Origin of the sequence: Acidovorax sp. 100 (assembly GCF_003688355.1) — a bacterium.
GTDB classification, from domain to species: domain Bacteria; phylum Pseudomonadota; class Gammaproteobacteria; order Burkholderiales; family Burkholderiaceae_C; genus Acidovorax; species Acidovorax delafieldii.
In genome coordinates this window covers 211,884-234,399 of record NZ_REFD01000001.1, presented here as the reverse complement: position 1 = coordinate 234,399, position 22,516 = coordinate 211,884, and the positions used below count along the sequence as shown (strand labels likewise).

Annotated in this window: 20 protein-coding genes and 1 pseudogene; 5 read left to right on the top strand and 16 right to left on the bottom strand. The window is 66.4% G+C overall.

Annotated elements, in window-relative coordinates:
- Positions 1-8: 8 nt before the first annotated feature.
- The 5 genes and pseudogenes from C8C96_RS01090 to tgt form a co-directional block, all read right to left on the bottom strand.
- Positions 9-1,418 carry a diguanylate cyclase gene (locus tag C8C96_RS01090; protein ID WP_121941151.1) on the bottom strand — a complete coding sequence of 470 codons (1,410 nt, stop codon included), beginning with the start codon at positions 1,416-1,418 and terminating at the stop codon, positions 9-11.
- A 40-nt stretch (positions 1,419-1,458) separates the two neighbouring features.
- Entirely contained in the window at positions 1,459-2,028 is a 570-nt protein-coding gene (locus C8C96_RS01085) for a PAS and helix-turn-helix domain-containing protein (RefSeq protein ID WP_121941150.1), read from the bottom strand.
- 27 nt (positions 2,029-2,055) lie between these two features.
- Positions 2,056-3,198, bottom strand: a pseudogene (locus C8C96_RS25375) (diguanylate cyclase).
- A gap of 141 nt (positions 3,199-3,339) precedes the next feature.
- Positions 3,340-3,738: a hypothetical protein gene (locus C8C96_RS01075; RefSeq protein WP_108499368.1), complete on the bottom strand. Its 399-nt coding sequence runs from the start codon at positions 3,736-3,738 to the stop codon at positions 3,340-3,342.
- Between the two features lie 191 nt (positions 3,739-3,929).
- On the bottom strand, positions 3,930-5,102 hold the full coding sequence (gene tgt / locus C8C96_RS01070) for a tRNA guanosine(34) transglycosylase Tgt (RefSeq protein WP_121943816.1): 1,173 nt from the start codon (positions 5,100-5,102) through the stop codon (positions 3,930-3,932).
- A gap of 109 nt (positions 5,103-5,211) precedes the next feature.
- Between tgt and C8C96_RS01065 the strand changes: the two genes are divergently transcribed.
- Positions 5,212-5,691: a universal stress protein gene (locus C8C96_RS01065; RefSeq protein ID WP_121941149.1), complete on the top strand. Its 480-nt coding sequence runs from the start codon at positions 5,212-5,214 to the stop codon at positions 5,689-5,691.
- 84 nt (positions 5,692-5,775) lie between these two features.
- On the opposite strand, the gene C8C96_RS01060 is transcribed toward C8C96_RS01065, so the two are convergent.
- The 4 genes from C8C96_RS01060 to C8C96_RS01045 all read right to left on the bottom strand — a co-directional run bounded on the left by C8C96_RS01060 (position 5,776) and on the right by C8C96_RS01045 (position 10,412).
- Positions 5,776-6,165, bottom strand: coding sequence for a hypothetical protein (locus C8C96_RS01060; protein ID WP_008903515.1), 390 nt, complete (start codon positions 6,163-6,165; stop codon positions 5,776-5,778).
- Between the two features lie 382 nt (positions 6,166-6,547).
- Positions 6,548-7,783 (bottom strand): phospholipase A, encoded by a 1,236-nt coding sequence (locus C8C96_RS01055; protein WP_121941148.1) that lies wholly within the window; start codon positions 7,781-7,783, stop codon positions 6,548-6,550.
- Complete coding sequence (locus C8C96_RS01050; protein WP_233584126.1) at positions 7,780-8,133, bottom strand: hypothetical protein; 354 nt, start codon at positions 8,131-8,133, stop codon at positions 7,780-7,782. The genes C8C96_RS01055 and C8C96_RS01050 overlap by 4 nt, the downstream gene beginning before the upstream one ends.
- A 179-nt stretch (positions 8,134-8,312) precedes the next feature.
- Complete coding sequence (locus tag C8C96_RS01045) at positions 8,313-10,412, bottom strand: ATP-dependent helicase (protein WP_056747936.1); 2,100 nt, start codon at positions 10,410-10,412, stop codon at positions 8,313-8,315.
- Positions 10,413-10,741: 329 nt separating this feature from the next.
- Between C8C96_RS01045 and C8C96_RS01040 the strand changes: the two genes are divergently transcribed.
- Complete coding sequence (locus C8C96_RS01040; RefSeq protein ID WP_121941147.1) at positions 10,742-12,031, top strand: ABC transporter substrate-binding protein; 1,290 nt, start codon at positions 10,742-10,744, stop codon at positions 12,029-12,031.
- A gap of 111 nt (positions 12,032-12,142) precedes the next feature.
- Positions 12,143-13,096, top strand: a complete 954-nt coding sequence (locus C8C96_RS01035) for an AEC family transporter (RefSeq protein WP_056065542.1) — start codon at positions 12,143-12,145, stop codon at positions 13,094-13,096.
- A gap of 83 nt (positions 13,097-13,179) precedes the next feature.
- Here C8C96_RS01035 and C8C96_RS01030 read toward each other — a convergent pair whose 3' ends face one another.
- The 3 genes from C8C96_RS01030 to C8C96_RS24965 form a co-directional block, all read right to left on the bottom strand.
- A complete protein-coding gene (locus C8C96_RS01030; RefSeq protein WP_121941146.1) occupies positions 13,180-13,902 on the bottom strand; it encodes a hypothetical protein in 723 nt (240 codons plus the stop codon).
- Between the two features lie 204 nt (positions 13,903-14,106).
- Positions 14,107-14,385: a cupin domain-containing protein gene (locus C8C96_RS01025; RefSeq protein WP_121941145.1), complete on the bottom strand. Its 279-nt coding sequence runs from the start codon at positions 14,383-14,385 to the stop codon at positions 14,107-14,109.
- Entirely contained in the window at positions 14,375-14,590 is a 216-nt protein-coding gene (locus C8C96_RS24965; protein WP_199737565.1) for a hypothetical protein, read from the bottom strand. Before C8C96_RS24965 ends, C8C96_RS01025 begins: the two co-directional genes overlap by 11 nt.
- Between C8C96_RS24965 and C8C96_RS01020 the strand changes: the two genes are divergently transcribed.
- The gene (locus C8C96_RS01020; RefSeq protein WP_158605737.1) at positions 14,505-15,068 is read left to right on the top strand and encodes a midcut-by-XrtH protein; all 564 of its coding nucleotides are present in this window, start codon (positions 14,505-14,507) and stop codon (positions 15,066-15,068) included. The two genes, C8C96_RS24965 and C8C96_RS01020, sit on opposite strands and share 86 nt — an antisense overlap.
- 6 nt (positions 15,069-15,074) lie before the next feature.
- On the opposite strand, the gene priA is transcribed toward C8C96_RS01020, so the two are convergent.
- Positions 15,075-17,207, bottom strand: a complete 2,133-nt coding sequence (priA, locus tag C8C96_RS01015; protein ID WP_121941143.1) for a primosomal protein N' — start codon at positions 17,205-17,207, stop codon at positions 15,075-15,077.
- An 826-nt stretch (positions 17,208-18,033) separates the two neighbouring features.
- Here priA and C8C96_RS01010 point away from each other — a divergent pair.
- Positions 18,034-18,495, top strand: a complete 462-nt coding sequence (locus C8C96_RS01010; protein WP_369817519.1) for an NADH-quinone oxidoreductase subunit B family protein — start codon at positions 18,034-18,036, stop codon at positions 18,493-18,495.
- Positions 18,496-18,521: 26 nt separating this feature from the next.
- Here the strand turns inward: C8C96_RS01010 and C8C96_RS01005 are convergent, their stop codons facing one another.
- From C8C96_RS01005 to C8C96_RS00995, 3 genes are all read right to left on the bottom strand, one after another.
- Entirely contained in the window at positions 18,522-19,406 is an 885-nt protein-coding gene (locus C8C96_RS01005; RefSeq protein ID WP_121941142.1) for a helix-turn-helix transcriptional regulator, read from the bottom strand.
- 52 nt (positions 19,407-19,458) lie between these two features.
- Positions 19,459-20,571, bottom strand: coding sequence for a uroporphyrinogen decarboxylase (hemE, locus tag C8C96_RS01000; RefSeq protein ID WP_121941141.1), 1,113 nt, complete (start codon positions 20,569-20,571; stop codon positions 19,459-19,461).
- A 101-nt stretch (positions 20,572-20,672) separates the two neighbouring features.
- Positions 20,673-22,256 (bottom strand): MFS transporter, encoded by a 1,584-nt coding sequence (locus C8C96_RS00995; RefSeq protein ID WP_121941140.1) that lies wholly within the window; start codon positions 22,254-22,256, stop codon positions 20,673-20,675.
- Between the last annotated feature and the right edge of the window lie 260 nt (positions 22,257-22,516).

The following is a 22,516-nucleotide window of genomic DNA, read 5'->3' as shown; positions in this document are numbered from 1 at the left end:
GGCTTGGCCTAGCCCACCATCACCCGGTTGCGCCCCTCGGCCTTCGCGCGGTACAGCGCCGTGTCGGCGGCCAGCAGCAGGGTGTCCATATCGGCCTCTGCGCCCAGTGTGGCGCTGTGCACCAGGCCGATGCTGACGGTGGCCCGCTGGGGGCCGCCCAGCGTCGCGTCCAGCGCCTGCCGTTCCACGGCGCTGCGCACCCGTTCGGCAATGGCCTGGGCCTCGGTGGGGGACACGCCGGGCAGCACGGCGGCAAACTCTTCGCCCCCCATGCGGCCCAGCACGTCGTCGGCGCGCAGTGCGCGCGCCATGGTCTGCGCAATGCTGACCAGCAGCCGGTCGCCTGCGCCGTGTCCATGCTGGTCGTTCACCTGTTTGAAGTGGTCCACGTCCACCATCATCACCGCCAGCCCGGTGGATTCGCGCTGGTAGCGCTCCAGCAGGCGATCGCCTTGTTTGAGCAGTGCGCGGCGTGCCAGCACGCCTGTCAGGTCGTCATGGCGCACGGCATGGTGCAGGCGGCGCAGGGCCTCGGCGCGTGCCGCGCTGGCGCAGGCCACGGCCAGGGGCCCCAGGGCCAGCAGCGTGACGCCCACACGCAGCGAGAACACATCGCCCGCATGGGCCGGCGTGAAATTGAGCACACCCGTGGCCACGCCCGCCATGGTCCACAGGCACACCACCAGCGACAGCAGGCTGGAGGTGAAGGCGCTGTAGCTCAGCGCACACCACAGCAGCCCGGGCACGACAAAAGCCAGCATGCCGGGCCCGCCGATGAGCGTGCGGATGCCCTCGGCCAGCACCAGCGAACTGACGGGTGCGACGCGCCAGAACAGGGGGGTGTCCTGGGTGTGCGAGGGGGGATCTGCCGCGCGCGGCGCAGCCAGCACAACGGGCACGATGAGCATGTAGTTCATCAGCTCGGTGCTGAACCACAGCGACAGCAGGTCCGTCCACGGAGAGTCGAAATACACCGGTGCCGCGCCGCAGCCTGCCAGCGCACCCACCGCGCTGGCCGCCAGGGCTGCCAGCAGCAGGTACAGCGCCGCCACGGTGCGCTGCAGCCGCAGGATACGCTCGTCCAGCCCCCGCAGCACCAGCCAACCGGCGGTGGCGCCCAGCAGGTTGGCGGCATTGAGCCACAGGGCCATGCCCCAGGCACTGCCGGTGACCAGGTCGGCTGCCACATAGCCCACTGCGGCCGCCACCCAGGCGGGCGGCCGCGCCAGATGCGGGTAGCGCACCAGCAGCCCCAGCAGCAGTGCATTGGCCGGCCAGAACGCCGACAAAAAGCCGATGGGCCTCGCAAAGATGCCCACCAGGCAGGCGGCAAAGATCAGCAGCGCCAGGCCTGCCCAGGCCACGGGCGGTGGGACGGTCCGGGCAGGGGCAAAAAGGCGGGGCAGGGTGGGCGGCATGTCGGCAGCGAAGGCGTGCGGGCCCCGATTGTCCCCGGTGTCAGGGCATGCCCAACAGCAGGGCCACCAATTCGCCCGTGCTGGTGGCGCCCAGCTTGCGCATGATCCGCCCCCGGTGGGCCTCCACCGTGCGGTGGCTGATGTTCAGGTGGCGGGCAATCTGCTTGCTGGTGGCACCGGTGACGATGTGCTGCGCCACCTCGCGCTCGCGCACCGTGAGCGGGGTGCTGACCACGCGGCGGTGCGAGATGTCTTCAAACATCCACACCGCTCGCGCAAACGGTTGGGCGCGGTCCAGCGCCCGGCCCACCACATGGCACCAGAACAGCGTGCCGTCCCGGCGGCGCATCACTCGCTCGTCGCTGTAGCTGCCGGTGTCCATCATGGCGGGCAGGCCCAGGTTGCCGGTGTGGGTGAATTCGTCCAGCGACGGATACAGCGGCGCCAGCGGCTGGTCCAGCAGCTCGGCCTGTTCATAGCCAAACATGCGGGCAAAGGCTTCGTTGCAGATCTCGATGTGGCGCTCGCGCGTGACGCACATGCCCACGGGGGCGAGGTTGAACGCCAGTTCCAGCGCTTCATTCAACGGGGCTTGGTGGGCGGCAGGCATGGGGCGGGATTGTGCGGCAGGTGGGGCTCAGGTCTTGCGCCCAGCGGCCACCACCACGCGGTTGCGGCCTGCATGTTTGGCGTCGTACAGCGCCTGGTCGGCCGCGGCCAGCCATTCGGCCCAGCTCCCGCCGCCCGAGGTCACGCAGACCATGCCGATGCTCATGGTCACAGAGATGCCTTCCCCGGCTTAGGTGAGGCGGATGTTCTGCACCGCGCGGCACAGGCGCTGGGCCACGGCGGCTGCGTGCTCGGCCGTGGCGTCGGGCAAGTACACCAGAAACTCTTCACCGCCCCAGCGGGCCAGCAGGTCCGATCCTCTCAACTCGCCGCCCAGGGCCTCGGCCGCCGCGCGCAGCACGCGGTCGCCCGCTGCATGGCCAAAGCGGTCGTTGATGTGCTTGAAATGGTCCAGGTCCAGCTGCGCAATGGCGCTGCCCACCGGCAGCTGCGCCGGCAGCATGGACATGAGCCAGCGGCGGTTGCCGATGCCGGTGAGCGTGTCGGTCTGGGCCACCTTGTGCAGCCGCACCTCGGCCCGCTCATTGGACAGGGACGACACCATGAGTGCAACGCCGAAGTGGCAGAACATCTGTGCGTAGAACGCCCGGGCAAAACCGACCGGGCTGGTGGCGTGCGTGGCGATGAGAAACAGCTGCAGTGCAAACAGACAGGCGCTGGTCAGCAGCAGCCCGGCCAGCAAGCCGCGCGAGGGCAGGGGCTCGGTGTGGCGGTCGCGCCAGACCTCGTGGGCGGCCGCCGCCAGCGCCAGCGCGGCCGTCAGGTGGAAGGCGCCCGCACGCAGCAGGTTGTCGAGCGGAAACTGCGTGGCAATGCCCAGCGCCAGCCAGCCGCCCGGTACTGCCACCAGCAGCGGCAGGGGCACCCGCCGGCGCCCGCTCAGGGTCCTCACACTGGCCCAGAACAGCGCATAGCCCAGCGTGCCCAGCAGCAGGCTGGTGTGTGTCCACAGCCACTGGGGCAGCACTTTGTATTCGCCCTGGCCCGCCAGCTCGGCGCCCACGGCCAGAAGCAGGTAGGCCGCCGCCAGCGGCCGGAGCCCTTGCGGACGGCAGGAATGCGGGCTGACATGGAAGATGCTCAGCGCGCCGGCGACCAGAGCGGTCTTGTAGAGCAGGAGGACGGTGGGGAGGTCAAGCTGTAAACCCATGGCGCTGCGTGGCGGTCGTGTGATGGCAGTTGTTGGAGCGGATCAGATCGGGTGGTCTCCGTCCCCCCGTATGGTGGCCGAAAGAAGTGACAGGTGACAGATGCCAGCGCGGCGCAGGGTGGATTCCGGGGGGGGGGCTCCTCAGCGCTGGCGCCACCGCTTCTTCCACTGCCGCTGGATCACCCGCGCCACGCGCCAGGCCCACGACGCGCGGGCACGCTCCAGCACGGCGTGCTTAAGCTGCATCCAGTGCGCGTGGGTCCAGGCAAACCAGCGCAGTTGCATCAGCGCAGGTTGCGTGAGGGTGAACAGCCGCGCCACCACCGCCGTGCCCACCACCTTGGCCAGCACGATGACGAGCATGCCCAGCACCACATGCCCGCGCCCGATGGCCCAGAGCGCCAGCAGCTTGATCGGCAGCAGCAGCGCGGTGGGCAGCGCAAACAGGGCCACCGCCGCCCAGGGCGGGAGGGAGCGCACCCAGCCCTCGATCCAGCGCAGGCCCGGCCAGCGGCCGATGCGCGCCAGCAGGCGCTGCAATGGCTCCCACCCCCATTCCTCGAACAGGATCAGCAGGGCGAGCAGGCCGCTGCCCAGGCCCGTGAGGGCCCGCAGGGGCCAGTGCAGCAGATGGCGCAGGATTTTTGGAATGATTTGGCCCGATGCGCTAGTGGATCATGCCTGGTGTGCTATTTAAAACATAGCAAGCTGGTGGGGAGCGAATCTGCCGCTCATACGCCGCGCGCCCGGTCGGCCTTGAACTGCGCGCGGAACTGGGCAAAGGTGCCGGCCTCCAGCGACTCGCGCACCTCGCGCATCAGGTTCAGGTAGTAGTGAAGGTTGTGCACGGTGGTGAGCATGGGGCCCAGCATCTCGCCGCAGCGGTCCAGGTGGTGCAGGTAGGCACGACTGAAGCCTTCGCGCCCGCCGTCGTCCCACGACACACCCGAGCTGCCTGCGCAGGCGTAGCAGGTGCAGCTGGTGTCCATGGGCTTGTGGTCGGCCTTGTGGCGGGCGTTGCGGATCTTCAGGTCGCCAAAGCGCGTGAACATCGTGCCGTTGCGTGCGTTGCGGGTGGGCATCACGCAGTCGAACATGTCCACACCGTCGGCCACGCCCTGCACCAGGTCTTCGGGCGTGCCCACGCCCATCAGGTAGCGGGGCTTGTGCGCGGGCAGGCGGTGGGGCGTGTGGGCCATGATGTCCAGCATCTCGTCCTTGGGCTCGCCCACGCTCACACCACCCACGGCGTAGCCGGGGAAGTCCATCTCGACCAGGCGCTCCAGAGACTCCTGGCGCAGGTTCTTGAACATGCCACCCTGCACGATGCCAAAGAGCGCGTTCGGGTTGTTCAGGCGGTGGAATTCGTCCTGGCTGCGTTTTGCCCAGCGCAGGCTCATTTCCATGCTCTTGCGGGCCTCGGCCTCGGTGGTCTTGTGGCCCTTGGTTTCGTACGGCGTGCACTCGTCGAGCTGCATCACGATGTCGGAGTTGAGCGTGGTCTGGATCTGCATGCTCACCTCGGGCGACATGAAGAGCTTGTCGCCATTCACGGGGCTGGCAAAGGTCACGCCCTCTTCGGTGATCTTGCGCATGGCGCCCAGGCTCCAGACCTGGAAACCGCCGGAGTCGGTGAGGATGGGCTTGTCCCACTTTTCAAAGCCGTGCAGGCCGCCAAAGCTCTGCATCACGTCCAGGCCCGGGCGCATCCACAGGTGGAAGGTGTTGCCCAGGATGATTTGCGCGCCCATGTCGTGCAGGCTGCGCGGCATGACGCCCTTGACGGTGCCATAGGTGCCCACGGGCATGAAGATGGGGGTCTGCACCACGCCGTGGTTGAGCGTGAGCTGGCCACGGCGTGCGTGGCTAGAGGGGTCGGTTTTGAGGAGGTCGAACTGCAGCATGATGGGGCGCATTGTCCCAGACGGGCCGGGCTGACCTGCCGCAAGGGATTGGACTGGCGCTGGTCGATGGCGTCGCTACACTGGTCTGTACTCACTCAAGGAGAACCCCATGCTCAAGATCCTCATCGCCGTGGACGGCTCCGAACTCTCCCTGGATGGCGTGCACCACGCGCTGGCGCTGGTGCGCCAGGGGCTCCAGGCCACGATGGTGCTGGCCAACGTGCAGGAGCCCGCCACGCTGTACGAACTGGTGACCACCCGTGACCCCGACCTGATCGCCGCCGCCAGCCTGGAGGCGGGCCAGCATTTGATGGCGCCAGCGCGCGCGCTGCTCGATGCCGCCGGGGTGGCCTACGAAACCGATGTGGGGGTGGGTGATGTGGCGCACACGCTGGTGGACATGATCGAGCGCTCGGGCTGCGACATGGTCATCATCGGCGCCAAGGGGCAGGGCGCCATCACCAGCGCGCTGCTCGGGTCGGTGTCGCAGGAGGTGGCGCATGCCAGCCCCGTGCCGGTGACCATCGTCAAACACGCCGAGGTGCTGGAGGGCGCAGACAGCGACGTGGCCGAGGACGCCGAGGTCTGAGGCCCTGAAGCGTTTCGGCCCCCCAAAACGACCGGGGCCGCTGTGCGCGGCCCTGAGGGGGAACGGGATGAAGAGGCGTCGGGCTCAGGCCGCCTTGCGGAACGGCTCGGCCGCCGGGCGCTGCAGCTTGCCATGGGGCAGGGTGGCCAGGCGCGAGAACATGCGGCGCACATAGCCGCGCACCCACAGGCACTTGTTGAGTTCATCCACGGGCAGTGGGCCCGACACCACCACGATGTCGTTGGCCACGTCCTGCGCCCCGGCGGCGCGCAGGCGGCGGCGGGTGTTGTTGGCCCACGACTGGATGCGCGTGGGGCTGCCATGCTGGTGCACCTCGCCCGTGTGCTTGTCGAACGCGATGGCCACGGTGTCGGTCTTGAGCTTGAAGCGGCGTTCACCCGTGACGGCGCTGGGCGCCTCGCGCATGTCATACAGGTAATAGCTGCCTGCCTTGAGCTGGTATTGCATGTCCATGGGTGTGTTCCTCTTTGTCGGCATTGTCGAGGGGCACGCTGCAGGCAATGGCAGGTAAAACGGTGGGAAAGGGGCTCTTTTTGAACGCCTCTCACTGGGGGCCACGCCGGTTTCTGTGCGCGTGACATTGTGGCCGCACGTCGGTGCCATCCAGGGAAACTTGAGGAGGATGTCGTAACGAGTTGTGAGCGCGGCATTTGGCCCGTCTGGCTCCAGGCTGCGCTCGGCATTTCTACCGGAGGAGGTGTACGCAACTGGCGCTGCCTAAGCCAGTGCAGCCAAGCAAGGGCCGCCCCGCCGCGAGGGCTGCGTCCCCCTTCCCGAACGGCGCAGCCGTTCGAGTGAAGAGGTGAAGGCGCTCAGCGCCTCAGGGGGATGGCCTCTAGAAATCCACCAGACTCAACCCCACGCTGAACACCGTGCGCTTGCGGTTGTAATCGATCATGCTGTCGCCATAGCCGCTGAACAGCGAGGTGTGCAGGCGCAGGTTGCTCTTGCTGCCAAACAGGCCGGAACCCAGGGCCTGCAGCCACTCCACGCGCACCGAGCCCCGGTCGCTGCTGGCCAGCGTGTGGCGCACGGTGGCGCCCAGGGTGTTGTCCTTGTTCACGTTCCACAGCAGCGACAGTTCGCCCCGGCCGATGTAGTCGCTGATGCCCGGGTTGTCGTCGCTGCCCGCGCTTTCGGGGATGCGCTTCCAGATGCGAGCGTTCACGCTGAAGCGGTTGTCCAGCTCGATGCCGGTCATCAGGTACGCGCGGTTCCAGCTGCGCGACAGGGGTTTGCTCTGGCCGTTGGACTGGTGCACCAGGCCGATGCCGCTGTAGCGCCACTTCCAGCCAAACGGCAGTTGCGCCGTGGTGGGGTACACGTACATCAGCTCGGGCTCGTGGTCGGTGGCGCGGAAGGGGCGCGAGATCTCGGGCGTGAACAGCTGCCAGTACGACTGCTGCGTGTAGCCAAACCACAGCGAGTCCTTGAGCGTGGGGTGGCCCTGGGTCAGCATGCCCTGGGCGATCTTGGTACGCACGGACAGCTGGATGCGGTTTTCAGTGCGGCGGTACGGCGTGGAGTCGGTGGCCGAGTTGCCGTCGGCATCCGACGTGGGCTGGCGGTTCACGCTGCTCGATGCCACCACCGACACCGTGATCGGGCGGTAGCCGCGGAAGCTGAACGTGCCGCAGTCCGTGCCCGTCTCCAGCTCCCAGAAGCGGGAGAGGTCGCTGTACTGCGGGTCGCGGCAGCCTTCGGTGCGGGCCACGTCGATGATGCGCGTGGCGGGCAGCGTGGCGTCCACCGGTGGTGGCACGGCCGACGAGGACGTTGCACCGCTGGCGTTGGCTGATGCCGCCGGGGCTTGCCAGGCCTGCCCACCCGCAGGAGCTGCCTGCGCCTGGTCGGCCGCCCAGGCATCAAAGCAGGCCAGGCGCGCCTGGTTGTCGCTGGACAGGGCGGTGCAGCGGCGCAGGGCGGCGTCGGTCCCTGTTGCGGCGCCAGTGGCTGTGGCTGGGGCTGATTGCGCCAGCGCCGCGCCGGCCGGGGCCAGGGCGGCCAGCAGCAGCAGGGCCAGCGAGCGGTGCCGATGGGGCGCAGCGGGCACGCGCGTTGCAGCGCTCATTGCCAGACCGCCTGTTTGCGCAGCACAAACGGTGCCGACGGCGTGGTGGGGGTGGGGTGGGCGTTGTTCCATGTTCCGCGTATTTCCTTGCCGCAACTTCCATCGACCACCTGGCCTGTCCAGGTGGCGCTGATGTTGGTGCCGTTGATCGATTCTTCCAGGGTCAGGTCGCCGCCATCGACGTCACCACTGACCTGGGCCGTGGTGCCGCCGCGCACCACGGTGCCACGCACGCTCTGTGCCAGCTCGGGGTGCGGGCCCAGTTGCAGCGTGGCTGAGGTGGGCTGGTCCCCCGGCGCAGGGGCCTGCAGCTCGGCGCGCCATTGGCCCTGCAGGTGTTGGTGGTCCATGTCTGCCGCCGTTGGGCATGCCGCGGTGGATTGTGGACCTTTTTGGCCGATGGCGCTTGTAGGACAAGCGCTGATAGCTATCAAAAGCGCAGCAATGCCCCAGGCGCTGCGGCCACGGGGCAGGGCGGGGCGTAGGGTGGTATCGGTGGCGGGGTGTTGTGCCATGTGCGTACGCCCTCTCAAGCAGTGGGCGCCGGGTTGGCGGCCGCAGCCGCGTTGGCCGCAGTGGTGGCCTGGGCCTTGGCAGCAAATTCGGCGCGCAGGGCCTTGAGCTTTTCGCGCGGGTCTTCGCGGGCGGTGGTCTTGTCCAGGCCCATTTCGGCGATGAAGCGGCTGGGCTGTGCGGCCACCATTTCGCGGCCCTTCTTGCGGCGCTTGGTCCAGCTCACGGCCAAGGTGCGCTGGGCGCGGGTGATGCCCACGTACATCAGGCGGCGCTCTTCCTGCAGGCGCTGCAGCACGTCGTCGGTCACCTTCTGCTGGCGGCCTTCGTCGTCGTCCAGCTTGAAGGGCAGCATGCCCTCGGTCACACCTACCAGCACCACATGCGGCCACTCCAGCCCCTTGCTGGCGTGCAGAGTCGAGAGCGTGACCATGTCCTGCTCCTGCTCGCGCTCGCTGATGGTGGAGAGCAGTGCAATGGTCTGCGACACCTCCAGCAGGCTCTTGGTCTCCTTGGCCACCACGGCACCGGCCGTATCGTCGATCTGCCCGCCCGCGCGCTGGGCCATCCAGTCGCAGAACTCCATCACGTTGCTCCAGCGGGCGGCCGCCACTTTTTCGCTGTCTTCGTTGTCGTACAGGTGCTGCTCGTAGCCGATTTCCTTGAGCCATTCGTTCAAAAAGGCGCGGGCCTCTTCGGCGCCATGGGTGCGGCGGGCGCTGTACTCCAGGTAATTGATGTAGCGGCCAAACTCGTGCAGGCCGTCCATGGCGCGCTTGGGCACAGCGGCAGGCAGCATGCCGTTGAACAGCGCGCCGAACATGCTTTGCTTGTGCTGGGTGGCAAAGGCCCCCAGCGATGCCAGTGTGGTGTGGCCGATGCCACGCTTGGGCGTGGTGATGGCGCGCAAAAACGCCGGGTCATCGTCGTTGTTGATCCAGAGGCGAAACCAGGCGCACAGATCCTTGATTTCGGCGCGGTCAAAAAAGCTCGTGCCGCCCGAGACCTTGTAGGGAATGTTGGCCTTGCGCAGTGCCTTCTCGAACGGCTTGGCCTGGTGGTTGGCGCGGTACAGGATGGCGAAGCTCTTCCAGTCCGGCGGCGGGTTGCTGGCCGCGCGCAGGCTCTGGATGCGGGCCACGGCGCGCTCGGCTTCGTGCTCCTCGTTGTCGGCATCGACCACACGCACCGGCTCGCCCTCGCCCAGTTCGCTGAACAGGGTTTTGGGGAACAGCTTGGGGTTGGGCCCGATCACGTTGTTGGCCGCACGCAGGATGGCGCTGGTGGAGCGGTAGTTTTGCTCCAGCTTGATGACCTTGAGGTGGGGGTAGTCCACCGGCAACTTCTTGAGGTTGTCCAGCGTGGCGCCGCGCCAGCCGTAGATGGACTGGTCGTCGTCGCCCACAGCGGTGAAATGTCCCTTTTCGCCCACCAGCAGCTTGAGCAGCTCGTACTGCGTGGCGTTGGTGTCCTGGTACTCGTCCACCAGCACATGGCCCAGGGCCGCCTGCCACTTGGCACGCACCTCCGGGAAGTCGCGCAGCAGCCGCAGCGGCATGCCGATCAGGTCGTCAAAGTCCACGCTCTGGTAGGCCGCCAGGCGCTCTTCATAACGGGCCATCAGCGTGGCGATGATGCGTTCGTTGTCGTCCGCCGCCTGGGCCAGGGCCTGTTCGGAGGTCAGACCCATGTTCTTCCACTTGCTGATCACCCACTGCCACTGGCGCGCCGTGGCCATGTCGGTGGTGCCGCCCGAGGCTTCTTTCAGGATACCCGTCACGTCATCGGCATCGAGGATGCTGAATTGGGGCTTCAGGCCCAGCACATGGCCGTCCTCGCGCACCATACGCACCCCCAGCGCGTGGAAGGTGCACACCAGCACATCCTTGGCGCGCCGGCCGATGAGGCCCTTGGCGCGCTCGCGCATCTCGGCGGCGGCTTTGTTGGTGAAGGTGATGGCCGCGATGCGTTTGGGGTCCATGCCCTTTTCGATCATGTGGGCGATCTTCATCGTGATCACCCGTGTCTTGCCCGAGCCCGCGCCTGCCAGCACGAGGCAGGCCCCGTCGGTGTAGTGGACAGCCTGGAGCTGGGCGAGATTGAGACCGGCAGACATGGAGAGGGTGAGGGCAGGAAGGGGCGGAGGGCGGAAACCGGGCAGGGCGCGGGGCGGTGGGCGCCACGGGCGCGGGGTGCAAACCGAGGGGTGTGCCGCGCAAGGGCGCAATGATACCGGCGCGCCCCTGGCAGCTGCGGTGCGAGGGTATCGGCCGCCGCCCCATGCGCGACGAGCGCCTGACAGGCTGCTGACGGGGCCGCTGCCGGACCCGTGCGCGGGCCCTGTGCTCCGGGAAACCCCGCTAGGGGCTTTGTTTTCACAATTTGATACTGGTTGGCGAGTCCTTCCCTTTGCCGGGAGGGGAGTGTTGTGAACCGAGCACCGCCATGAACCCTGCCACCCCGCCTTCCATCGCTCTGACTGCCGCCGCGCCCCGGGCGGGCCGCCGTCGGTTGCCACTGCCTGCATGGACCGCCTGGTCCGCCCTGGCGGCTGCCGGTGTGCTGGCGGGTGCGGCGTTGCTGCCACGGGTGGCGCATGCGCAGGTGGGGGGCAACGCCCCCGCGCGCATCGGCGTGGTGGGGCCGTTCACGGGGCCGTCGGCCGACTTTGGCGTGCCCATGCTCAATGGCATCAAGCTGGCGGTGGACGAGATCAATGCCGTGGGTGGCTACCTGGGCCGCCCGCTGGAGCTGGTCATCAAGGACGACAGGGCCGACCCCGATCAAGGCCGCAAGGTGTCGCAGGAACTGCTCAATGAGAAAGTGGTCGCCACCATTGGCTTTTGCAACACCGGCGTGGCGCTCAAGGCCATCGACCTGTTCCAGGACGCCAAAAGCCCGCTCATCGTGCCCTGCGCCACAGGCACGGCCGTGACGGCCAAATATCCCGCGCCCGACAGCTACATCTTCCGCGTGCAGGCGCGCGACGCGATCCAGGCGCCCTTCCTGGTGGACGACATCGTCAAACGCGGCTGGGACAAGGTCGCCATCTTTGCCGACAAGACCGGCTATGGCGAAGGCGGCTACAACGATGTGGTGGCCGCACTGGCCGCCAAGAACCTCAAGCCCGTGCATGTGGCGCGCTTTGACCTGGGGGTGAAGGACCTGACGGCCGAGCTGACTGCGGCGCGCAACGCGGGTGCCAACGTGGTCTACAGCTACACCGTGGGGCCGGAGAACGCCACCATTGCCAACGGCAAGAAGGCGCTGGGCTGGAAGGTGCCGCAGGTGGGGCCGTGGCCGCTGTCCTTCCCCTTCTTCCTCGAAGGCGCCAAGGACGCGGCCGAGGGCGCGCTGATGGTGCAGACCTTCATCGCCGAGCCCAGCAATGAGCGCCGTGCATCGTTCCTGTCGAGCTACACCCGCAAGTACCAAGGCAAGGTGGCTGTGCCCATGGCGGCAGCCAACGCCTACGACGCCACCTATCTTTTGATGTACTCGTTCCTCGGCATCCGCGACGGCAACCTGAACGGCAAGGCCATCAAGGAATCGCTGGAGGGCAAGATGAAGACCTACTACGGCGTGGTCACCACCTACGACAAGCCCTTCAGCGCGCAGGACAAGGACGCGATCACGCGCAACATGCTGGTCATGGGCATGGTCAAGAACGGCGCCATCACCTTTGCCTACCCGGAAGATGCCAAGCGCAACCTGATCATCCAGCGCAAGCAATAACAAAAAGCGGATGCCTGCGCTCGCCACCCGCGAGCCCACCCACCTGACTTTGCGCTGACCACCCCGGGCGCCGCAGACCCTGGCTGCTGGCGCAACAAGGACAATCGGGCTGTGCTGTCCGTCCTGCTCGTCACCTTCCCCTTCTTTGCGCTCGTGCTTTGTGGCTACCTCGCCGCACGGCGCGGCGTGCTGCCGCAACCTGCCATCCCGGGCCTTAACGCCTTCGTGCTGTACTTTGCGCTACCGTGCATGTTGTACCGCTTTGGCGCCAGCACACCCATCCACCAACTGCTGGACCCGGCCGTGGCCGGCGTGTATGTGCTGTGTGCGCTGGTCATGGTGGGCGCCACGGTGGCGCTTACGCGCAACGCGCGCATCGGCTGGAACGACGCGGCCTTTGGTGCGCTGGTGGCGGCTTTCCCGAACACGGGCTTCATGGGTGTGCCGCTGCTGGTGGCCCTCTTGGGTGCCCAGAGCGCGGGCCCTGCCATCGTCACCATCGTGGTGGACATGGTCATCACCAGTTCACTGTGTATTGCGCTGTCGCGCCTCGATGGGGCGGGCACCCACGGCGTGGGCGTGGCGCTGAAAAGTGCTTTCAGGGGCATGGCCACCAACCCCATGCCCTGGTCGATTGCGCTGGGCGCGCTCGCATCGGCGCTGCAGTTCAAGTTGCCGGGTCCGGTGGACAAGACCATCGCCATGCTGGCCGACGCGGCCTCGCCCGTCGCGCTGTTCACCATTGGGGCCGTGCTGGCCCGCTCGCAGATGAACCAGCACGAGCAGGTCCCTGCACGGGACTACGTGCCGGTGGCGCTGGCCAAGCTGCTGGTGCACCCGCTGCTGGTGTGGGGCGCAGGCACGGCGGCCATGGCGCTGGGGGTGCCGCTCACGCCCTTTGCGCTCACGGTGATGGTGCTGCTGGCGGCGCTGCCCAGCGCCAGCAACGTGTCGCTGCTGGCCGAGAAATTCGGCGCCAACAACGGGCGGGTGGCGCGCATCATCTTGGTGTCCACCGCGCTGGCGTTCCTGAGCTTCTCCGCCGCAGTAGCGCTGCTCACCTGACAGCATAAGGGGAGTGGCTCGTAACGTATGGGGCTGGCTTGTGGAGTCTCCAGCAGGGGCTTTGCCTCAAATCAGTAGGGAGTCTACTTGCGGGCCATGTGGCTGCGGTACCGCCACATGGCGGTAGCGAACAAAGCGAGTGCGAGAGTCATCAAAGCCCAGGAGGCGTTGACAGGGACTGCCGTCACCTCCTCAAGCACAAGGTCATCGTGGTAGCCAGCTGCATCGAGGGTGAAAAAGCTGCCAGTCTTCAGTGCAATGGTTACTTGGTTAGACGAGGCTGTGAAAGTGCCGCTAAAAGGTTCCCACTGAAACTGAAAGACGCCATTGAGCGCAAGATTTGATACCTCGCGACGGGCTATCAACACATCCATGGGACCGGGAGCTGCGTCGATGGTCGCCGCCCCCACAGCGCCGTTGTAAGCCACAACTTCCCACCAGCTGGCGTTGCCAGCCGCGTTACCGGTCACGCCCCCCGACCACATCCCCCGAAGTCTGTACACACGACCCGGGGTAACAGCGAGAGTTTGGAAAAGGCCCCCGTGTGCATTGCCAGCACCGCTACCCTTCTTCTGGGAATGGGACGTACCGCCACTACCGAAAGGACACACGGTTGGGACCCAGATATCGCAGTCGTTGCTGTGTATCCAGGCCCCGTCCCAGAAGCCGGGCGGCGCCGTCCATGTATTCCAGCCTGCCAGCCCCGATTCAAAATTGCCATTGGCAAGGAGGTTCTGGGCGCTTGCAGAGACGCCCACCGCCATAAGAGACAACACAATGAGTGCACGAACAATTGTTGCTGTCATGACTTGGGCTTTCTCAATAAGGAGCGACGCAAGGCGAGAAGCAACCTCCTTGCTACAACGGAAGGCCCTCGGGTTTGCACTCGGGCGCCAACGAGTGCCGTTTGAAGGCCGCAGTATTGAGGCTAGGCCCGTTGAACGCAAGTTTTTAGCGGTAGCGCGCTCGGTGCAGGCGTCTGAGGGGCCAGCCCCACTGTGGCAAAGCGCTCAGATGCCGACCTTACGGCCCGCCAGATAGCACACGCCGGTCGGTCCGTAGAACTCCGAGTGAGGTTCATGGGCCTTCAGATGAAACACGTCGCCCTTGCGGAAGGTGTGCTCTGACCCGTTCGCGGTGCAGATGCGGATTTCCCCCGAAAGAATGAGTGCCTTGGCCTCGAGAGGATGGGAGTGCTCGTCCCAGGATCCATTGGCTTCACGCTCGACAAGGACGGGCTCAGCGAAACCTTCCTGGGCGAGAAGTTCGGTGAAGTGATCAGGGGTCATCGTTGTCTCCTGTGGACGAAAGCAATGCGCAAATGATGGCGTGCGCGAATGGCAATAACTTGCTTGCTGAGCCAATAAACCCTTGTAACAATTGTGGATTTACATTGAGGGAATTCAGAATGACGCGAGTTTTGTTGGGTGCAAGGTCTGTTGCTGCGATGGTCCTGGGATTGCTGGTGGCGCAGAGGGCAGCAGCCCAATCCATGGGGAGTGTCTCCTATGCACCCTTTGCGGCCTCGAATGTGCCAACGATGTCCGAGTGGGCCCTGATCGGCATGGCGGTTGTATTGGCTGCCGTGGCCCTTTACGCGATCCGCGCGCAGAACCGGCGGGTGCTGAAGATGTGGGCTTTGGGTCTTGTAGCTTGTGGAGCCTTGTCTGCGGCCTTCTGGAATCGTCCTGCGGTTGCAGAGCCGGCGCCCGTAGAGATCGCACTGGATCAGCCGCCAGGCGGTGTTGCCAACATTCCTCACAGCACGGAGCTGTTCTTCGGGGATTATTTCCACATCTACACCGCTCAGAATCTGACAGATCGCCCGCAGCGGGTGACGGGAGTCAGTGTGATCACCGGGTTGACATTGCTTCCACCTACAGGCTTTACGCCGGAATGTACCGTGGGTCTCGTGCTTCAGCCCAACGGTATCTGCTATATCAAGGTGTACAACGACGGTTTGCCAGGCTGACGTAGGTCAGATCGCCAGCGGGTCCACATCCACCAGCCAGCGGATCAGCCCCTTGTGCTCCGGCTGGCTGCGTGTGGCTTGCAATATCGGCTGCCATGCGGCCAGAAAGCGCTGCAAGGTGGCGCGGCTGCTGCTTTCCATCAGCATTTGGGCGCGCTCGACATTGGCGACGCGCTGGATCGTGAGCGGCACAGGCGGGAACAGGATCACCGTGCCATCGGGCAAACCCGGCAACTGCGCGGCGTGGGCGGCGGCGGTGGCCGCAGTCAGAAAGCCCTGCGCCACCTCCTGCGTGCGCGCATCGGCCCGCACCAGCGCCTGGTACGAGAACGGGGGCATGGCGGCCTCTTCGCGCTCCTTGAGCTGCTGGGCGGCAAAAGCTTCGTAGTCGTGCTTGCGCAGCGCCTCGAACACGGCGTGCTGGGGGTGAAAGCTCTGCACCCACATCTCGGGCTGCGTGCCATGCACCGCTTGTGCGGCCATGTAGGCGGCGTCGCGCCCGGCGCGGCCCGCTGCCTGCATCAGCAGTGCAAACAGCCGCTCGGCGGCGCGGAAGTCGCTGCTGAACAGTGCGCCGTCGGGCTGCACCGCAGCCACCAGCGTGATGCGCCGAAAGTCGTGCCCCTTGGCAATCATCTGCGTGCCCACCAGCACATCCACCTCGCCAGAATGCACCTGTGCCAACTGCGCCTCCAGCGCGCCCTTGGCCTTGGTGGTGTCGGCGTCGATGCGGGCGATGCGGGCGGGCGTGCGGTCGGGTCGCAGCACCTCCCGCAGCAGCGTGCCGAGCTGTTCTTCGAGCTGCTCGGTGCCCTTGCCCATGGGGTGGATGTCGGGGCTGCCGCAGGTCGGGCAGTGAAACGGCACGCGCACCGTGTGGCCGCAGTGGTGGCAGCGCAGGGTACGGTCAGTCTTGTGGAACACCTGGTGCGCGCTGCAGTGCGGGCAGTCGCTCTTCCAGCCGCAGTCCACACAGTGCAGCACGGGCGCGTAGCCCCGGCGGTTCAGCAAGATCATGCTCTGCTCGCCACGCGCCACGCGTTCGGTAATGGCCTGCAGCAGCGGCGCGCTGAACACGGTGCGGCGGGGCTGCTGGTTCATGTCCACCCGGCGCACACGGGCCAGGGCACCGGCGCCAATGCGGCTGGGCATGTGTAGCCGCACGTAGCGGCCACCTTCTGGGTCTTCGGCCGTGGCCGGGCGGCTGGCGTACCAGCTCTCCAGCGACGGCGTGGCGGAGCCCAGGATCACCTTCGCGCCCTGCTCGCGTCCGCGCCAGATGGCCAGGTCGCGCGCGGAGTAGCGCGCGCCCTCCTGCTGCTTGTAGCTGGGGTCGTGCTCTTCATCCACCACGATGAGCTTCAGGCCGGGCAGGCTGGCGAACACCGCCATGCGCGTGCCCAGCACGATGCGTGCGCTGCCGCTGTGCGCGGCCAGCCAGCTGGCCAGGCGTTGCGGGTTGGTCATGCCGCTGTGCAGCGAAGCCACGGCACCGGGTCCGAAGCGCGGAGCGAAGCGGCCTGCAAAGCGCTCTTCCAGCTGGGGGGTGAGGTTGATCTCGGGCACCATGACCAGCGCCTGGGCGGTGGGGTCGGTCTCCAGCATCTCTTGCACGCAACGCAGATACACCTCGGTCTTGCCACTGCCGGTGCTGCCAAACAGCAGGAAAGGCCCTTTTTCTGAGGAAATTCGGGCCCTGGCGCTTTCTTGTTCTGCGCTGAGTGCTATGTTTTCAATAGTGCGTGAGGTGTCTCCTGCGCCCTTGGCCGGGCGCCGCAGCCGCCGTGCCAACTGCTCGGGGCGCAGGTCGCGCAGTTGAGGGGGCAGGGCCGCCAGGGCCACCTCGCCCAAGGCGCGCTGGTAGTAGCGTGCTGCAAACCCCACCAGACGGCGCCAGGACGCATCCAGGGGCGCCACGCCCTCCAGCACACCTGCAATGGGGCGCAGCGTGGCGCCATCGGGCAGCTCACCGGGGGCTTCGTCGGCGTCCCACACCACGCCCAGCACTTCGCGCGTGCCCAAGGGCACCCGCACCAGCGTACCCGGTGAGAGCGGGCGCTCACTGGCGTAGCTCAGCAGGTCGCCGACTCCGCTGTGCGATGGCGTCTGCAGGGCAACGTGGACGAGGGAGGAGGGCATAGACACGAGCTATGGAGGAGAAATAGGCTTAGTGCGCGTTGTGGATGTGATCTGGAGCTTTGGCGGCTAAGTGCTTGATTTGCTGTGGGTGTGTGAGTAATCCCGGATTTCTGTGGATAACTTTGTTGACATCCTGTCCCGACCCCCGCCCAAGCCGCATGAATGCTGGCTGCGAACAGATTGCCCGGAAATACAGCACTCCAAAAAAATCGTTATGAATCAATCATCTGAAGAAATTTGCCCCAGATTTTTGTGCTAGGCCGATTCAGCGTCTTCATGTTGCGCTGCATCACGTTTTGTGTGCATAAGTCGGACAGCAGGACTTCGTCAAGAGGACAGGTTGCCCCCTTTTTGTGCTAGCGGCGTGAGTCCATGTTCATGCGTTTCTTCGATATGGCCTGCAAGTGCTTGATTTGACAAGGAATTTGTAAGAAATTCAGAATTTCTGTGGATAACTTTGTTGATATCCCTTGGGTTTGCTCCGCAAGTCCTTGTCAATTCGTGCTTTGGCTGGATTGCCTGTCAAAAAAGCAGGGGATTTAACGCCATATAAATCAAGCACTTAGCGTCGTGGCGAGGTTTGTTTGCAAGTTGCCGTACGAAGTCGCGCCTAGTACGAGGATGCTCCAATTTTGTGCATAAGTGCGCTGGCGGGGACGCCGGATCTGCTGCGAAATGCCCGGGGATTGTCGCAGGGCCCGGAGTGTCTGGCGTTCTTGGTGTCACAGCGGTCCATGTCGCTTTGCTTCAAGACGGCGCGGCGACTTGTGGCGACGATGCCGCCATGGCTACTTACTCTTCTTCCCCCATGGCAGATGCGCCCACCATGGAGCGCGACGGTTTTGTGCTGGCCCGGCTGGACGAGGTGGTGCAGGCGGCACGCACCGACAGCCTGTGGTTCATGACCTTCGGGCTGGCCTGCTGCGCGGTCGAGATGATGCACGCCGCCATGGCGCGTTACGACCTGGACCGCTTCGGCATCATCCCGCGCTCCAGCCCGCGCCACAGCGATCTGATGATCGTGGCCGGCACCCTGACCAACAAGATGGCGCCCGCCATCCGCAAGGTCTACGACCAGATGCCCGAGCCGCGCTACGTGATCTCCATGGGCTCATGCGCCAACGGCGGCGGCTATTACCACTACAGCTATTCGGTGGTGCGGGGTTGTGACCGCATCGTGCCCGTGGATGTGTATGTGCCCGGCTGCCCGCCCACAGCCGAGGCGCTGCTCTACGGCATCCTGCAGCTGCAGGCCAAGATCAAGCGGCCCCAGGTGATCCAGCGGTAATCGGCAGTCTCCAGCGGGCGGCGGCTTCAACTGCGCCGCAGCAGCCAGTCCGCATCGTCGCCCGGCTGCTGGGTGTGGGCCTTCAGCGCTGCGGGGGGCTTTTCGAACAGGGCGCGCGCCTCGCGGCTGAAATGCGCCTGGTCGGCGTAGCCATGGCGCAGCGCGGCATCGAGGGCACCGGCGTTGCCGTCGCGCATGGCCAGCAGGGCATGTTCGGCGCGCAGCATGCGTTCGATCTCGCCAGGCCGCAGGCCCGCCAGCTGCCGGGTGCGGCGCTGCAGGTGCCGGGGCGTCCAGTCCAGCGCAGAGGCCAGGGCCTGGCGTGCGCCGCGCTGCCAAGCCTGGTGCAACACCTGCAACCAGGCAGCATGCCGGTCGGCCACGACCGCCCAGCGTGGGGTGAGGAAGTCCACGCACAGCGCCTGACGCACCCCGTGGTCAGGCGCCGCGTGGACGGCCGCGAGGAAAGGGTGCCAGGCCGCGGGCAGCCAGGTCGTTGCGTCCGTGACCCGGTCGGTCAGCGGCGCAAGGTCCTGCCCGGTAAGCAGCCCGAGCGCGCCGGGCTGGAACGCCAGGCAGAACGAATCACCATCACGGGAGGAGACCGAGTGGTAGGGATGCCGGTGGGCGCCCGACAGCGTGATGGCCGGCATGGCCGCTGCGGCGGTCGCGCCCGCACATTCCACGAGCTGGGCCGTGCCCCGCGTGAGCCAGATGATGCCGGGGTAGGGGCTGGGCGGCACGCGCGTGTCCGCTGGCGTGTGGGGCGGCTGGCGGCCCAGGTCGCGCCAGAAAAAGGCGCGCACGCAGTCTGCGAGCGCGCGGGGTGGGGATTGCAGGGCCGAGGCGGGCAGTGCCTGCGGGCCAGTGGGGGACTCCGCTGGCGGCGGTACGGGGTGTTCCGTTGCCATCACCTGGTCCCTGCGCGGTGTGCCGGGCGGTCTGGATGCCTCGCCCGGGGTGTCAGCCCTGGCGCTGCGCGCGCGAGTGGCTGTGCACAGCCTCCACCAATGCCGCCACATGCTCGGGCGGGGTGAACTGGCTGATGCCGTGGCCCAGGTTGAAGATGTGCGTGGGGCCGGTGGTGTTGCGGTCGGTGTGGGGCTTGCCAAAGCTGTCGAGCACGGCATGCACCTGGGTGACGATCTGCGCAGGCGGCGCAAACAGCACGTTGGGGTCGATGTTCCCCTGCAGCGCCTTGCCGGGGCCGCCCACCTGGCCGCCGACGATGGCGCGCGCCTTGCCCAGGTTGGCCGTCCAGTCCAGGCCCAGCACCTCGCAGTCGATGTCTTTCATGTCCTCCAGCCAGATGCCGCCGCCTTTGGTGAAGACAATGCGCGGCACATCGGTGCCATCCACGCCGGTGCGCTTGAGCTGTGCCAGCACGCGCTTGGTGTAAGCCAGGCTGAACTCCTGGAAGGCACCGTCGGCCAGCACGCCGCCCCAGCTGTCAAAAATCATTACGGCCTGTGCGCCCGCGTCGATCTGGGCGTTGAGGTATGCGGCCACGCTGTCGGCATTGATGGCCAGGATGCGGTGCATCAGGTCGGGGCGGGCGTACATCAGGCTCTTGACCAGGCGGTAGTCGTCCGATCCCTTGCCCTCGACCATGTAGCAGGCCAGTGTCCAGGGGCTGCCCGAGAAGCCAATCAAAGGAACACGCCCATTGATGGCCTTGCGGATGCTGGTGACGGCGTCGAACACGTAGCGCAGCTTGTCCATATCGGGCACGGCCAGTTCGGCCACGGCCGCTTCGTCGCGCACCACTTTGGCAAAGCGCGGGCCTTCGCCCTCGGCAAAGGACAGGCCCAGGCCCATGGCGTCTGGCACGGTCAGGATGTCACTGAACAGGATGGCGGCGTCGAGTGGGAAACGCTCCAGCGGCTGCAAGGTCACTTCGGTGGCGTACTGGACATTGGTAGCCAGGCCCATGAAGCTGCCCGCCTGGGCGCGCGTGGCCTTGTACTCCGGCAGATAGCGCCCCGCCTGGCGCATGAGCCACAGGGGCGTGTAGTCGGTGGCCTGGCGGCGGCAGGCACGCAGGAAGGTGTCGTTGGCAAGGGGGGCGAAGGTCATGGTGCGATTGTCGCAGGCAGACCGCCGGCCTCGGCACCCGATCCGGCTGCGGAAATTGACGCGCATCAAGCCGAAACCACGACGGGTCGGCTCAAGGGCGTCTATCGCTCTGCAATGTAGTGCGACATCCGCACGACTTCGCCCGGCGCCAAAAACGCACGCACTTCGGTCTCCAGGGCCTGGTCGGCCATGGTGGCGCGGGCGCGCTGGTGCAGGTAGTCGGCCCAGGACTCGACGATGAAGCGCTCCACATAGCGCGATGGCTCGCCCAGGTCCTTGTAGATGCGCCAGAAGGTGGCGCCGTCGCGGCGGCGCGGGGCTTTCATGCGGCTGATGGTGTCGAGGAAGGCGGCATCGGTGCCGGGGGCAATGCGGTAGCCTACTTCCACGGCCACGGGCCCCGCTTCGGGCAGGGGCTCGGCCTCGATGAAGAGTTCGTCCCAGGGCGTGGCCTGGGTCACCTCGTGCAGCGCGCCCATGCGCAGCGGCATGGGGCGGGCCAGCAGCAGGCCCGCGCCCATCAGCGCTGCGGCCACACACAGGGTAGGCATGAGTCCGATCAGGTCCGAGGAGGCGCCCCAGAAAGCCGAGCCCATCGCAAACGCGCCCAGCGCCGCCACCATGTGCATGGCCACGGCGCGCGAGCGCACCCACTGCGGGGCGCTGGCCTGGGTGGCGGTGTTGAAGGTGGACATGGCCGACATCCAGGCAGCGCCCGCGAACAGCATGGCGATGTAGACCACCCAGGCAATGTGGGTCAGCGCCGCCACCAGCATGGCCAACGCAAACACCACACCACCGGCGCCGACGATGGCCTCCAGCCCAAAACGCGCGCGCAGCCGCCCCAGCACCAGGCCGACCGCCACGGCGCCCGTGCCCAGGCAGCCCATGAGCAGACCAAAACCCTGTGCACCTGTGCCGAGCTGGCGCTGCGCAATCACCGGCAGCAGCGCCCACAGGGCCGAGCCCGCTGCGCTGAAGGCCATCACGCGCACCAGTTGCGCGAGGATCATGCGCGAGTGCCAGGCAAAGCGCAGGCCGCTCAGGGTGCCGCCCCACAGGCGTTCGGCGGGCAGCTTGGAGGGCGGGTGCGCCTTGGGCGGCCAGCGGCGGATGGACTCCCACATCACCAGCGTGGTGGTCACCGTGACGGCAAAGACCCAGCCCGCGCCCAGCTGCGCAAACACCAGGCCCGCCATCGTGGGCCCCACAGCGCGCGCGGCGTTGTAGGCAATGCTCACGGCGGTGATGGCCTGGGGCCATTCGTCACGCGGCACGGGGTCGATGACCGACGAGTTCCACGCGGGTGTGAGCACTGCCGTGCAGCAGCCGCAGATGAACACCAGAAACAGCACCGACGCCGGGCCACTCCAGCCCCCCAGCGTCAGCAGCGTGAGCAAGGCGCACGCCCCGGCCTGCGCCAGCAGTGCGCCCGATATCAACCGGCGCCGGTCGGTCGTGTCTGCCAGCACGCCGGCAGGGAGGGCCAGCAAAAACATGGGCATGAACACCGCCGTCTGCACCAGAGCAGCCAGGAACGACGAACCCGTGAGTTCCACCATGAGCCAGGCCGCCGCCATGCTCTGCATGCCGCTGCCCACAAAAAATATGCCGCCGCAAATCCACAGGCCCCGGAACGCGGGTTGGCGCAAGGGGCTCCACAACGATGTCGAGGGAGATGGCATGGGCTTTGGAGGTATTGACGTACTTCAAGGAGGCGCAATCAGGAGTGCCTCAATCCGGAGCATTGTGAAGGACGTCGCGCAGACTGGCTCAATGTGCTTTTCGCAGGCTAAGGCGCTGATGAGGCGCTGGACAACCCCACACAAGGCCGCAGGGCGTAAGGCGAATTACACAGATTTGGGTAGACATTTGTATCTGTTCTGTTATTTTTCGATGCATACGTAACGCCATGTACGGCTTCGTCCTCGAGTGGATGTGAAGA